The 13,237-nt window shown below is 56.3% G+C and carries 11 protein-coding genes; 7 read left to right on the top strand and 4 right to left on the bottom strand.

All coding sequences use genetic code 11. The features are described from left to right. Window positions 1-1,143: Clp protease N-terminal domain-containing protein (locus VKV29_RS09150; protein ID WP_324201005.1), on the bottom strand; the 1,143-nt coding region annotated here is incomplete at its 3' end. Window positions 1,144-1,433: 290 nt separating this feature from the next. On the opposite strand from VKV29_RS09150, the gene fliJ reads away from it, so the two are divergent. Genes fliJ through VKV29_RS09135 form a run of 3 tightly spaced genes read left to right on the top strand, consistent with a single transcriptional unit; the run spans window position 1,434 to window position 3,178 of the window. Further along, a complete protein-coding gene (fliJ, locus tag VKV29_RS09145; RefSeq protein WP_324201004.1) occupies window positions 1,434-1,937 on the top strand; it encodes a flagellar export protein FliJ in 504 nt (167 codons plus the stop codon). 2 nt (window positions 1,938-1,939) lie between these two features. Next, complete coding sequence (locus tag VKV29_RS09140; protein ID WP_324201003.1) at window positions 1,940-2,557, top strand: lytic transglycosylase domain-containing protein; 618 nt, start codon at window positions 1,940-1,942, stop codon at window positions 2,555-2,557. A gap of 24 nt (window positions 2,558-2,581) precedes the next feature. Then, entirely contained in the window at window positions 2,582-3,178 is a 597-nt protein-coding gene (locus VKV29_RS09135) for a MotE family protein (RefSeq protein WP_324201002.1), read from the top strand. A 513-nt stretch (window positions 3,179-3,691) separates the two neighbouring features. On the opposite strand, the gene VKV29_RS09130 is transcribed toward VKV29_RS09135, so the two are convergent. Further along, window positions 3,692-4,075, bottom strand: a complete 384-nt coding sequence (locus VKV29_RS09130) for a glyoxalase superfamily protein (protein ID WP_324201001.1) — start codon at window positions 4,073-4,075, stop codon at window positions 3,692-3,694. Between the two features lie 316 nt (window positions 4,076-4,391). Here VKV29_RS09130 and VKV29_RS09125 point away from each other — a divergent pair, with 316 nt between their 5' ends. From VKV29_RS09125 to xylA, 3 genes are all read left to right on the top strand, one after another. Further along, window positions 4,392-5,378, top strand: coding sequence for a tetratricopeptide repeat protein (locus tag VKV29_RS09125; protein WP_324201000.1), 987 nt, complete (start codon window positions 4,392-4,394; stop codon window positions 5,376-5,378). Window positions 5,379-5,392: 14 nt separating this feature from the next. Beyond that, window positions 5,393-7,657, top strand: a complete 2,265-nt coding sequence (locus VKV29_RS09120; RefSeq protein WP_324200999.1) for a hypothetical protein — start codon at window positions 5,393-5,395, stop codon at window positions 7,655-7,657. 179 nt (window positions 7,658-7,836) lie between these two features. Beyond that, a complete protein-coding gene (gene xylA / locus VKV29_RS09115) occupies window positions 7,837-9,003 on the top strand; it encodes a xylose isomerase (RefSeq protein ID WP_324200998.1) in 1,167 nt (388 codons plus the stop codon). A gap of 75 nt (window positions 9,004-9,078) precedes the next feature. Here xylA and VKV29_RS09110 read toward each other — a convergent pair whose 3' ends face one another. Beyond that, window positions 9,079-10,896, bottom strand: coding sequence for a hypothetical protein (locus VKV29_RS09110; protein ID WP_324200997.1), 1,818 nt, complete (start codon window positions 10,894-10,896; stop codon window positions 9,079-9,081). 272 nt (window positions 10,897-11,168) lie between these two features. Here VKV29_RS09110 and VKV29_RS09105 point away from each other — a divergent pair, with 272 nt between their 5' ends. Next, the gene (locus VKV29_RS09105) at window positions 11,169-12,224 is read left to right on the top strand and encodes a Gfo/Idh/MocA family oxidoreductase (RefSeq protein ID WP_324200996.1); all 1,056 of its coding nucleotides are present in this window, start codon (window positions 11,169-11,171) and stop codon (window positions 12,222-12,224) included. On the opposite strand, the gene dusB is transcribed toward VKV29_RS09105, so the two are convergent. Beyond that, the gene (gene dusB, locus VKV29_RS09100) at window positions 12,202-13,224 is read right to left on the bottom strand and encodes a tRNA dihydrouridine synthase DusB (RefSeq protein ID WP_324200995.1); all 1,023 of its coding nucleotides are present in this window, start codon (window positions 13,222-13,224) and stop codon (window positions 12,202-12,204) included. The two genes, VKV29_RS09105 and dusB, sit on opposite strands and share 23 nt — an antisense overlap. Window positions 13,225-13,237 lie beyond the last annotated feature (13 nt).

Here is a 13,237-nt window from a genome sequence, read left to right as displayed (position 1 = left end):
AGTAGAACCGGCTCCAACGATGGTATGCAGCTCGTCAATGAAGAGAATGATCTCGTTGGAGTGGGCGGTGATCTCGTCAAGCACCTGCTTGATGCGCTCCTCAAACTCGCCACGATATTTCGAGCCGGCAATAAGGGAGTTTACGTTCAGCTCCACCAGGCGTTTATCACGCAAAACCTCCGGCACCTCATGGTTGACGATGCGCTGTGCAAGCCCCTCCACAATAGCGGTTTTGCCCACACCGGGTTCACCGATAAGCACCGGGTTGTTCTTCTTGCGCCGGGCTAGAATCTCGATGGTGGTCTCGATCTCTTTAGAGCGGCCGATCACGGGGTCGAGTTTGCCCTGACGCGCCAGTTGGGTAAGGTCACGCGAATACTTATCGAGATGAGGTGTGTTGCTCGGGGTCTCTACTTTGCCCTCTTCGGCGCCCTGCCCCACGATCTTCATCGTCTGCTGGCGCAAGGCCTGGGGAGTAAGGCCGTATTTGCGCAACAGGTCGCCGGCGATGCCATCCTGCTCCATCAGCAGTCCGATCAGCAGATGCTCCGGCCCCACATAGCTGTGGCCAAGCTCTTGGGAGGCGATGAAAGCCTGCTCCAAAGCGCTCTTTACGCGGGGAGAGACGCCAAGCTCTCTGCCTTCAAAAGGCTTCTCGTTGCGGGGAGCGTTGTGCTCCAGATAGCCCTTTACATCGGTCGGGGAGATGCGAAACTGCTTGAAGATGGCCTGTGCCACCTCGTTATCCGCCAGAACATAGAGCAGATGTTCCGTATCCACCTCCGGCTGGCCCCACTCGGCAGCCTTTTCGGCGGCCTCCTGCAGCAGCTCTTTGGTCTGCTCGCTGAAATAGCGGGAGATGTCTACCGCATTGCGGTCATCCGAAGACGCGGTGGGCACTCGGCCTCCGAGAGGCCAGTCCGCTTCTGGAGAGCGCAAGGAACTGAGAATATCCTCAAACTCCTCAAACAGCCCACGTCCGAAAAGCGATTCAAAAGGAGAATAGTGCCTCTGCTCACGTTGCCGAAACCGCGCATAGTCGGCCTCACAGAGGTTCATGTAGGTTTCACGGCCGTCACGCCGAACGCGCACCCGCACCGTGGCCGGTCGAATCCCGCACACATCGCACATTCTTGTCGCCATTGTTTTCTTCCTCCTATAGCGTTGGCAAACAGTCTATCGCTCCGGTTAGTCAAAGCACACGGAAGCCACCCAGAAGAAAACACCTATTGTATGCCGCAGTAGCTTACGAGGTCGGCGAATGCGTGAGACGGGTTTAGGAGAAGCAGATTGTAGGAGCAGTTACGTTGAACGGCCTGCTTTTTCGTTAGGCTACTGCCGTTCAAACGAACCTCCATCCTAATTTTACGCAATAAACGCGCCGATAATTCTAAAACGAGGCTGTTTTCAGCAACATTTTTCTGAATAGGCCTTTGTACCGTCATTTTTACACTATGCGACGCTTTAAGTTTCGCTTACAGACCCTTTTAAACTACCGTCACACAATAGAGCAACTGCGCGAGCAGGAGTTTACCGCCGCCCAGGGGCGACTTGCACTTGCTCAGACACGCTTTAACCAACTGCGCGCTGAATTCGAGCAAACGCTGGCGCTTCGCCCAGGCGCCCTTCCCGGTGAGCGTTTCGATGCCGCCTCCATCGCCGATCGAGAGCGATACCTCCAAACGCTTCAGGCGGCAATGGCAGAGCAGCAGCGCAGGCTAGATGCCGCCCAGATCGTGGTGGATGAGAAGCGGGCGGCACTCGTAGAAGCCCGCCGTGCCCGTGAGGTGGTCGAAAAGCTATACGACAAGGAGTTGACCAACCACAAGATGCTACTGCTTCAGCTTGAACAGAAGGCTATAGACGATCTCGCGGTCATGCGGCACAACCTTACGCACCCCCTCTCGCCACTAACACATCAGGAGGAGGCAGCCTAACCATGATGAGCCATTTAGAGGCCGTTATGGCCCGAGTCCAGCAGATCGAAAGTCGCCTACAGATGCTCACCGATCCCCCTTCTGCACCGGCTGTTGCATCGGCACCAACGCCCGGCGCCCTTTCGGGCTTAACGACTCCGGCAGGTTCGCCCCCAACGCCGATCTCCCCGTTTCCTCTCACTTTGCAGGCCGCTCTCGCCAACTCGGCGCCCACAGCGCCCCGCTTCGCCCCCTACATCGAGGGGCTTATCAACAAATATGCGGCCATTAACGGTCTCTCGCCAAACCTCGTTCGCGCCGTTATCGCCCAAGAATCGGACGGCAACCCGAAAGAGGTCTCCAATAAAGGCGCAATGGGCCTGATGCAGCTCATGCCGGAAGAGGTACAGGAGTTTGGCATTACCGATCCTTTTGACCCCGAGCAGAACATCGCTGCCGGCACGCGACTTTTGGCGGGTCTGCTTCGCAAATTCAACGGCAGTCTGCCTTTAGCCCTCGCGGCCTACAATGCGGGCGCCCACGCGGTTCAGAAGTACAACGGCATCCCGCCCTATCCGGAAACGCAGAACTATGTGCGGCGCATTCTCGGCATGTTGGGCCAACACCCCCCTAGCCCTTAGCGATGCGGAAGGAGTGAAATCGGAATGAAGAAGTGGTGGATGATTCTTATTCCGTTTAGTCTGCTTTGCCTTGCATTAGGAGCGGCTTTTGGTCTGGCCAAAATGGGTGTGTTACCGGCGCGCAAATGGGCAGGTGAAAAGGGCGCTCTCGGCACGGTGGCGCGGCTTTCAGGCTTTCGGCCGTTGAAAAAGCCGTCGCCCAAAACGGCAGCGACCGGCTCGCCCCTCACAGCCGAACAGCTCGCCCAGCAGCAGCGGGTTTTGCAGGCAGAGCAGCAGGCCTTTGAACAGGAGCGCGCTGCATGGGAACGGCAGAAGCAGAAGGCTCTGCAAGCCTCATCGGTCGCTCCACCACCCCCTCCGCTTGATCCGGCTCAAATGGCGCGTTTGGCCGAAATCTACAGCAAGATGGATGCGCCGAAAGTGAACCAGATTCTCGACAAGCTTCCAGAAAGCGAGGTGGTAGTGCTGCTACAGCAGATGGACGAGCGCAAAGTGGCCTCTATTTTAGAGGGGATGGCTCCTGCCAAAGCTGCCCGCCTCACCGGCGCGCTAGCACACACTCCCCTCCAGTCGGCTTCCAACAGCGGGGCCAATGGTCTAGCTTCTCAAAACGAATAAGCGGCGCTTTAGGCGATGGGTTCTGGGATCGCCTAAGTCTTTTGAAACCCTCCCTCTTTCGGTAGAGGCCGACGTTTTTTTGCGCTTAGCTGTTTTTATTCCAGGTATCTCTTGACACGCCAGCGCCCCTACTTGTACAATTTACAATTCAGCCATCTACCCTTGTGATCTGCCGCATGTTTACAGAACGGCTAAAAGCTGCTTACACTCTGGACTATGAATTTCAGACTTTTACGAAGTCTGTAGTGATTCTTGATCGCACACCCCCTATAGCTTGCTGTGCATTTCTCTCTCAAGACTGTATACAGGCCAGAAGTCTATCACTTTACCTACATCGCTCTACATGATAGCAGACCCCTATTTCCTCCATCATCATCTGAACTCGGCGCACTTTTTGACGGAGACGGCGAAAACGATAGCCACCTAACTAAGCACTTCGCCATCCGGCGCCGATCCCCTTTGTTCGCTCTAGATGTACCCATAGTACACTAGCCCACGGATGCAGCCAGAGGCTCAGCTATCCGAGGGATGGTTTGGCGGCGGCTCCATAAAACGGAGCTTATTTCCATCAAGGTCCTGCACGGTCATACAGAGAAAACCTAAACCATCGTTGGGAGCGTGACACACAACCGCCCCTCGCCCCTGAAGCTCCTTATATAAGGCGGCCACATCCTCCACAACAAAATGAACGAGACCTCCCGGCTCGCAATCTCCGCTATGTTGGGTTAAATATAACCGCATGCCATCGCGACAAATGGACATGAATACCGGAAGATGCGGTTCGAAGCGGTGCTCCCACTCCACAGAAAAACCGAGCTTCTCAACATAGTACGCCTTGCTTAAGACATCATCGGTGATGCGAAGCGCGGGAATGACACGCTGTTTGGGTAAGGACATCTTTTTCTCCTGAAAGTTCGCTTATAGGCCCCATAGTTCTCTATCCAACGTTGTGCTAGTAGGCGCTATTGTCACTTGTATTACACACGCTACGTATAGGCCGTTGTACACCCTTAGCCACATACGGATTTTAACATAAGATGGAAGAGGGCGCAAGAGCTACCCATGCATATCCTTGATTTCTCACCATCTCACCTCTATTTAAAAATTGTCCTCCAAAAAGAAGGAATCTCTCGTTACTATCTAGAACTTCCTGCACAACATCGCTTCCATCAAAAGCATACAAAGGCCAAATCTGTTACTTTGAGAGAGAACGATGGACACGAGCAACGCATCCCTTACCGGTCAGGGCATTCAAGCCCTGCAATCAGGCCATCTTGCCCAAGCCATAGACCTCTTAAACCAGGCCCTGCAGCAAAACCCCAACGATGCCTTGACCGCAACCTACCTCGGCATTGCCCATTGCCGACAAAAGGATTTCGAGACCGGTATCCCCATGTTAACACAGGCCACCCAACTGCAGCCGGCCAACGCCACTTTTCAGTACAACCTCGCCGTTGGCCTCTATCAGGCCGGCCGTAAGGAGGAGGCAAAGGCCGCCTTCGAGCGCGTTCTCGCCATAGACCCCCATCATGCCCAAGCACAGGCGGCCCTTACGAAGCTGCAGACGGAGTTGGCGAACGCGAATCCCTCACAACCAACATCGGTACCCCTACAACAGTCGCCCACCGCTAGCCCGCCGCTTTACCAAGCCCAGTGGCTCGGCGGCTCGCCGCCTCCTCAACCCTACCCACAGCCTCCAGTACAGCCCTCTCCGATCTACCCGACACCGACAGGCACTGCCTACCCACCAAGCGCTCCCGGCCTAGTCTATAACCCACAATCGGCCGCTGCCGACCAACATCCCTCCATTAATACCCGCCTTGTCCGCGGCTTGGGCTGGGGCGCTTTGTACGGACAATGGTGGACATTCTGGAACATCTTCTGGTTCACCATCTTTAGTATGGTGAATTGGAATGGGCCGGAGTGGGTATTTATCCTCATCCTCACCCTGGTGCTTGCCGTAGTGTTCGGCATCGCCGGAAGTCTGCTGGGCCTCCTACTCGGTGCCATAGATGCCGATCCCGATCAAGGTGCCCTTATCGGCATCGGCGTGGGACTTGTCTTCTGGCTCCTCGAAATTTTGATAACCCACTTCGCCCTGCTCTCCGCTTTCATCAACTTCCTCTTCTGGATGTTCACTGGGCGCCGCGTGGGGCGGATGATAGCACGGAGAATTCAAGACATCATCTATGACTATTGAGGAGGAAACCAGAGATGTTCTGCCCCTTTTGCCAAAAGAACAATCTTCCCGGCGGAGTACGCTGTGCCTACTGCGGTGCGCTCATCTCTGCCCCTCCAACAGACAGCCCTCCTCCACAATCCATCTCGCCGACAACAACACCCTCCCTACTCCAACGCCGTCGTGGAGGGATTGTCGGATTATTGGCAGTTCTAGTCCTTAAGCTAAAGTCGTTTCTTGCGCTGCTTAAATTCGGCAAGGTGCTTGCAACCCTAACATCTATGCTGCTCTTCATCGCTGCCGATACCAGGCTGTTCGGCTGGAAATTCGGGGTGGGGATAGGGCTATGCATTCTAATTCATGAACTAGGGCACGTGTTCGTCAACTGGCGAAAAGGGCTTAAACAGTCTGCACCGGTCTTCATCCCTTTCGTGGGGGCCGTCATCTTTCTCAAAAAGTTTCCCGAAGACCCCACCATCCAATCGGAAAGCGGGGCCGGTGGCCCTGCAGCGGGCATGTTGGCCGCTCTTTTCTGCCTGCTTATAGGCTGGCTTACCCACAGCCCGTTTTGGCTCGCGTTGGCCAATGTGGGCTTTCTCATCAATCTGTTTAACCTCATTCCCTTCCCACCGCTAGACGGCTCCCACATCTTCACCGTCTTCTCCCCTGGTCTGTGGAAGGGCGTTCTCATTATCATCCTGCTTTGGGCGCTCAAAATGCCCTCCCCCTATCTCTGGATGATCTTAATCGTAGGCTTCTTTCGGCGAACCAGCGAGGCCGTCAATGCGCGCTATCTGCTCGCTCCACCCCTCGTTCGCCTGCGCATGGCTGCGATCTTCCTTGTGCTTTGCCTCGGAATGAGTTATGCCGCCAGCCTCACCCTACAAACACGCCAGGCCTACTTTCATGCAGGCCATCAGCCGGTAGCCACAACAGCATCGGCGACGGCGAGCGCCTCGCGCCCCAACCCCGTTCCCTTCACACCCGAACAGAAAGCAACGATTCGACATTTCGTTCAGGGAGCGCTCTTCGCTTTTACTCTGCTCTGCTGGCTGCCAATTCCTTTCCTTATTGCCAAAGCTGCCAACATGCGATGGCAACCTCCATCTCTCTTACCGGCCTTCGGCGCCATCGCCGTGTTGCCACTTCTGCTCTTTGGCGTGCCGCACATCGCCCCGCTGCATTCCATAGCCCTCCCTCTTCTTCTAGCCTATCTGCTCGGCTCCCTCTTCGCGTTCGTCTGCGCCCTGCGCGCCACTTTCAGCCACAGCAGAACGCCCAAAACCGTGTGGACTCTTACGGCGAACACGGCCCTTTGGGCAACCGCGGGGGCGCTCCTTGTGGCCTATCTCTTTAACAGCCTGCCTTTGGGTTTCATCGTCCTCATTCCAGTAGCCCTTCTGTTGGTCAGAGCACCATGGCTTATTAGCCAATGGATCGCCCTCTGTTTTGCTAATGCCGGGGATTATGGGCGCGCCCATGCGTGGTTCTCGAAAGCGCTTGCACAAACCCCGCCTCGCGCCGATGAGGCCTTCCTCCACCGCCGTTTGGCACGCATCTACTTGGCGCTCGAACAAGGAGAAACAACGCTTAAACATCTGCAACAGGCGGATTCACTGGCCTCCCTGCAGGGTGAAGTAAACATGTCGTACTACATTCATGCGCTTATCTTGCAGGAGCGCTATCTAGAAGCGCTCGACCTCTGTGAAAGCTTCTTACTGCCCACAAAACCACTCAGTCGCGCTGTGTTGGTTCGACGCTATGCTGACGTGCAGTACGTGCTGATCGCCTCCGCTCTCCAACGCGGATGGTATGACAATGCGCTGGCACGCAGTAACTACTGCCTTCATGAATATAAAAACGCCTCCTCTCTCATCACCTCATTGTTCCTGTTGCATAAAGCGGAAGCGCTGTTGGGTCTTGGCCGCTATGAGGAAGCGGAAGAGACGCTTAAAGCCATCCGTACCTTGCCGCAAACACCCACCCATCTTGCGCACAAGCTCTGCTTAGGCGCCCGCATTGCCGCCCAAAAGCACGATAGAGCCACCATGTTGCAGGCACTACATCGCATGCAAACGCTTTTACCCGAGAGCCTCCGTGTACGGTACTGGGTAGGCAGACTTCAATGCGAAACGAACCCTCATTCGACAGACAAGACCGCCCTAGAGGCTCTTGCCCACGATTTTCCACAAGAGTACTGGGGAAGACGGGCGCTCGACACACTGCAAGGTAAGTCCGAGCCGGCCCCGCCCCCCTCAACACCCCCGCCAACGGCTCCGGCATTTGACTTCGTCACCTAACCGGCCTTCAACACGAGCCGCGTTTCTTTGGAGACGTTTGCGCGAATACACCTCCCGCCAAGGTTTCAAAATGTTAAGCAGGAGAATACGGCAGATACCACGAATCTTTTATAAGGAAAAATCCCTGCGACGGAAAGGAGAGAAACCCCGGCGTCTCCGCCGGGTAGAATAGGCAAAAGATGAGCGACTATACCCCTCAAAAACACCATAAATTCACTTTCGGGCTTTGGACCGTAGGCAATGTAGGGCGCGATCCCTTTGGAAATGCCGTTCGCGAGCCTCTGTCACCCACCTACATTGTGAAAAAACTGAGCGAGCTAGGCGCCTACGGCGTGAACCTGCACGATAACGACCTGGTGCCCATAGATGCCACGGCAGCCGAGCGCGATCGCATTGTGGCCGAATTCAAGAAGGCTCTCGACGACTACGGCATGCGGGTGCCTATGGCCACCACCAACCTGTTCTTCGACCCCGTGTTTAAAGACGGTGCCTTTACCTCCAACGACCCAAAAGTTCGCGCTTATGCCCTGCAAAAGACCATGCGCGCCATGGACCTCGGCGCCGAACTGGGCGCGGAGGTCTACGTGTTTTGGGGAGGCCGAGAAGGTGTAGAGACCGATGCGAGCAAAGACGCGCGCGAGGCGCTTAAGCGCTATCGGGAGTGTTTGAACTTCTTGGCCGAATACGATATCGAGAAGGGCTATAACTTCAAGTTCGCCATAGAGCCGAAACCGAACGAGCCGCGTGGCGACATCTACCTGCCGGTGGTGGGAGCGGCGCTCGGTTTTATCGCCACGCTCAACCGCCCCGAAAAGTTTGGCCTCAATCCGGAATATGCCCACGAGACCATGGCAGGCCTCAACTTCGTTCACGCCGTGGCCCAAGCCATTGATGCCGGCAAACTGTTCCACATAGACCTAAACGGCCAGAAAATCGGACGCTATGACCAAGATTACCGGTTCGGCGCGGAGGATTTAAAGGCCAACTTCTTCTTGGTGAAGCTGCTGGAGGAGAGCGGCTATGAGGGCATGCGCCATTTCGATGCCCACGCCTATCGTACCGAGGATGAAGAGGGAGTATGGGACTTCGCTCGAGGCTGCATGCGTACCTACCTCATCCTCAAAGAGAAGGCCGAGCGGTTTAACACGGACCCCGAAATTCAAGGCCTGCTTCACGAACTGAACGCCGATCCGGAGGGCATTGGCGGTCTCATCCGCTCCTACTCGCCCAGCAACGCCCAACGCATCCTGGAGATGCAGTTCGACCGTGTCGCCCTCGGCAAGCGTGGCTATGCTTACGAGAAACTCGATCAACTCACCATGGAGATACTGCTAGGCGTTCGTTAAAGCCGAAGTCAAGTGCTAAAGACAAGGCCCTGCTTCTAAGGAAGCAGGGCCTATGTGTTCTTAACGAGAGATACACTATTCTGTGTCGGCCACTGTTCGCGTGGTGCGACGCCGCACGGTTGTTACGGGTTGAGGTGGTTGGCTCTGTAACGCCTTAACGAGATCGGCAAGGCCAAAGCCGTTAGGCAACAGCACAAAACGCTTGCCCTCTCGCGCACAGATGTCGGCGACGCCACGCCACTCTTTTCGGCTATAGCGCAGGCTTAACGCCACGATGTCGGTCTGTTGAATGTCGTGCTCGAAATGGCTGAGCAAGGTGGAAGGACGCATCTCAGGCCAATTCACCTCGGCAAGCTCCAGGGCCTCCTGAATTCGGCGGCGATTCTCCTCTCGTGGTAACCCGCCGATAAGGGTGAGGCGCTTGCCGCGGGTTTCGGCGCGAACGGCTTCCAAGTCCTCCTCAGACAGCTCTTGCGCGGAGTTTGGAGTGGATTCTTCATAGTCCGAGTTAATGCGTCTATCCCACTCCATGCTCGCCTCACGCAGCACCTCACGCAGGCGCGGATCGCTCTCCAGGAAGGAGACCCAGGGCGCAAGCGCATCGCGTAGACGCTGATCCAATGCGGAGACCCCTATGCTTTGGCAGCGCAGTAAGGCCTCATGCAGCCGCGCCTCATCCTGCTCTGGATCGGAACCGAAGTTGGGATCGGAGACAAGCGCCACAAGGTTATCCACCACGGCAGCACGGCGTGTGGCCGCCTCCACCGGAATACGAGCTTGCTCCCAGGCACTTTCGAGACGCGATGCCTTATCCACCAGTTCGGCCATGGGCACACGAGGGCGCAAGCTGAACAGATAGCATTGCGATTCGCGGGCCCAAGCGCGCAGGTTGTCGAAGAGAATCTGCTGGTAAGGATCGCGCGCGCCCACGCGGAAAAGCATCCGATTGAACTTTTGTTGGGTGGCCGCTACGGCTTCGGCCAGCGGCTGTAGGTCAGAGACGGTAAGCTGATTGTTGTGGGCCATCCACCACTCATAAGCCTCTTGGGCGCGTGCCGTCTCCTCCTGACGTTCGGCCAGCTCCGCCCACTGGTTGGGAAGGGGGCGTGGCTCGAGGTCATAGTCGAAGGCCACACAGTACTCTTTATCGCCGGCCTCTTCAAGCAGTTGCTGGATCTCCTTGCGAAGCTCGGTCACCTCGGTCACCTCGGTGTCGCCAGCCTCCTCCTCCAGTTTCCGCATGCGGAAGGCCATAGCCCGAAGACGCATTATATTGGGGATGTTCAGCTCTCCGTTCTCCTTCTGAAGCGGGAAGCGCTCTTTCCACACTTTGAGGTCTTCGCGCATCTGAGCCGCTTCCGCCTCGATCTCTATCAAGGGGCGTGTGGGATGTCGTGGGACACGGGCTGCCACAAAGGGTGAAGAGGTCGGGCGACCCTCTGTGCGGGCTAGAGGTGTAAAGGGCCGGGGCGAAAATTCTGTCCGCTCGCGGAAGAGGTTGTTGTTCCCCTGTTCGGAGGGCAGAGAGTAGGATTTTGGCGTGTGAGGCAGCGACGCAAGCGCTGCACCGTCGGTGACCTGTGAGAGCGCATCGAGCAGCTCTTTTGTGGCCATCTGATATTGCAACAACTCGTTGTAGAGATTGTTGTCTTCAACCGCGCGCGCGGTGGCGAGCAGCCGGGTCAGACGATCGTGTGCCGTAAGCAAAAAGTTGGCTCTTTGCTGGGCATACTGAGCCAAACGTGACTGCACCTGTGCGCAGTAGGCCTCAAAGGCCTCAGGAGTGCGCAAAGGTGACGGTGTAGTCGGTTCGCTTGCATCCTGTGGTTCAGGCGCACGGGTAGTTGCTACGGCCAGCGAAGGCTCCTGGAACTCAACATCGAAGTCAGACATGGATCGGAAACTCCTCAAAAGCGTGAATTAACTGTGCTACGTTATTCAGAAACAAACTTTGGGAAAATAGGTCATACGAACACCATCTTCTATATTCTAGCACGGCAGCGCACAAGATGTAAAGAGAAAATGGCGCCCGCCCACAAAAACCGGTTTTTTGCGGAGCTGGAGAGGCAGGAACACGTCCTACGAAAAGCTAACAACAAGTTACCAAAGGTTTGTGCAGAGGAAACAGCACGCCCTTTTTAGAAAAAAGCGTTTAGGAGAAAACGATGTCTCAAAACTATCGCTATGCCATTATCGGCACGGGGCTTCCCCACGGTTCGCCTGGGGCTACCGGCTTTGGAATGGCTCACTTCCACTATCCGGCCTTCGCCTCCACCGGAAAAGTAGAGCTGGTGGCCATTGCCGAGCCGAACGCATCGGCAGCACAGGTTTTTACGGAGAAACACCATGTTGCCCCCAAAATCTATACCGACTATCGGGCAATGCTAACTCACGAACGGCCCGACATCGTAAGCATCTGCACGTGGCCGCACCTTCACGCGGAGATGGTTATGGCCGCTGCCGAAGCCGGTGTGCGCGCCATCCATTGCGAGAAACCTATGGCCATTACTTGGGAGGACTGCAAAAAGATGAAGGCCACAGCCGATGCCCATGGGGCAAAACTCACCTTCAACCACCAGCGCCGACACCTGCTCGTGTTTCAAGCCGTGCGTGATGCCGTGGCACGGGGCGATATCGGCGAACTGGTGCAAATAGAGGCGCAGTGCCCCAATCTCTTCGACTGGGGCACGCACTGGTTTGACATGCTGTTTTTCTACAACCAGGAAACGCCGGCGGAATGGGTGATCGGCCAACTCGATAGCCGCCAGGAGCGACGCATTTTTGGAGCCTATCACGAAGAACAGGGGCTATGCCACTTCAAATGGAAAAATGGCGTGCGCGGCTGGATGGTCACCGGCTATGAAGCGGGCATCGGATGCACCCACCGCCTGGTAGGTAAAGAGGGGATTATCGAGGTGCTCTCGGAGCGCAAATATCGCATCACCGGTCCAAAGGCGTGGGAGGAGAAAGAGTTTGCGCAAGAGCCTTTTGATGAACACCGCCGCAGTGCCGCCGATGTTGTCCGTCAGCTCGAAGACCCAACCCATCGCTCACTCCTCTCCGCCGACTTCGCCATTCAATCCACCGAAGTCATCTTTGCTACCTACTACAGCAGCAAGATTCGGGGGCGCGTAGACCTTCCTCTCACTTACGAAGGGAACGCTCTGCTCGACATGGTGGAGGCCGGTGAGGTGGGACCTAAGCGGGCTCACATACCATGAGTTGGGCGTGAAATAGCTCTTCGATAAGCCTCCGAACCTCTTCAATGGTGTTGGCGTGGCTTATCTTCTCGCGAAAACGCGAGGCGTAGGGAAACCCTCGGAAATAGAGCGGTAGCTGGCCTCGGAGGTGGTGTACGGCCGGCCCTTCTCCCATACTTTGCGCCAGGTCGCAAAGATGAGAGAGGGCGACCTCGGCCCGCTCTTGAAGCGTAGGAGGCGGCAACAGCTCACCGGTGCGAAGAAAATGGGCGATGTCGCGCAGTATCCAAGGGTTGCCTATCGCGGCACGCCCCACCATAATGCCGTCGCAACCGGTCTCTTCTATCAGGCGCGCCGCCGCTTGCGGGGAGTTCACATCGCCGTTGCCGATAACCGGTATCGAGAGAAGCGCCTTCATTTGACGAATAAGCGCCCAATCCGCTGCCCCCTCATGCCCCTGAACGGCAAAGCGTGCGTGAAGCGTTAGCGCCTGAATGCCGATCTCTTCAAAACGTTTTGCCAACTCCGCCGTGGCAAATTCGCCGTACTGCCATCCGGGGCGTGTTTTTACGGTCACCGGTACAGAAACGGCCTTAACAACCGCCTCCACTACGCGGCAGGCCGTGTCGGGATCACGAATAAGGGCAGCACCCGCCCCCGTCTTACACACCTTGGGTACCCAACAGCCCATGTTGATATCGAGAATATCGGCCCCCACATCCACCGCGATACGGGCGGCCTCCGCCATGATGGCCGGGTCGGCCCCGAATATCTGTACCGCCACGGGGCGCTGATCGGGGGTTATATCGAACATCTTCAAAGTTTTCTTATTACCATAATGAAGAGCGGTAGTCGAAATAAACTCGGTGACAACGAGGCCGGGGCCGCCGATGCGCTTGGCAAGCCGGCGAAAAGCTCCGTTCGTTACATCCGCCATAGGCGCCAAAACCACCGGCGGTGAGATCGACAGATTTCCCACCCGAAAGCCTTCCCAGCCTCTCTGTTGAATGAGCGTCTGCATCTTCCTCATCAAA

Origin of the sequence: Chthonomonas sp. (genome assembly GCF_035294165.1) — a bacterium.
Classification (GTDB): domain Bacteria; phylum Armatimonadota; class Chthonomonadetes; order Chthonomonadales; family Chthonomonadaceae; genus Chthonomonas.
The sequence above is the reverse complement of the archived record's forward strand: the minus strand, read 5'-3'. Positions and strand labels throughout refer to the sequence as shown.

What these genes read in the sequence shown, in the direction of transcription:
- VKV29_RS09140 (WP_324201003.1), top strand. Translation starts at nt 1,940, where the DNA reads ATGATGAGCCATTTAGAGGCCGTTATGGCCCGAGTCCAGCAGATCGAA.
- VKV29_RS09135 (WP_324201002.1), top strand. Translation starts at nt 2,582, where the DNA reads ATGAAGAAGTGGTGGATGATTCTTATTCCGTTTAGTCTGCTTTGCCTT.
- VKV29_RS09130 (WP_324201001.1), bottom strand. Translation starts at nt 4,075, where the DNA reads ATGTCCTTACCCAAACAGCGTGTCATTCCCGCGCTTCGCATCACCGAT.
- VKV29_RS09125 (WP_324201000.1), top strand. Translation starts at nt 4,392, where the DNA reads ATGGACACGAGCAACGCATCCCTTACCGGTCAGGGCATTCAAGCCCTG.
- VKV29_RS09120 (WP_324200999.1), top strand. Translation starts at nt 5,393, where the DNA reads ATGTTCTGCCCCTTTTGCCAAAAGAACAATCTTCCCGGCGGAGTACGC.
- xylA (WP_324200998.1), top strand. Translation starts at nt 7,837, where the DNA reads ATGAGCGACTATACCCCTCAAAAACACCATAAATTCACTTTCGGGCTT.
- VKV29_RS09110 (WP_324200997.1), bottom strand. Translation starts at nt 10,896, where the DNA reads ATGTCTGACTTCGATGTTGAGTTCCAGGAGCCTTCGCTGGCCGTAGCA.
- VKV29_RS09105 (WP_324200996.1), top strand. Translation starts at nt 11,169, where the DNA reads ATGTCTCAAAACTATCGCTATGCCATTATCGGCACGGGGCTTCCCCAC.
- dusB (WP_324200995.1), bottom strand. Translation starts at nt 13,224, where the DNA reads ATGCAGACGCTCATTCAACAGAGAGGCTGGGAAGGCTTTCGGGTGGGA.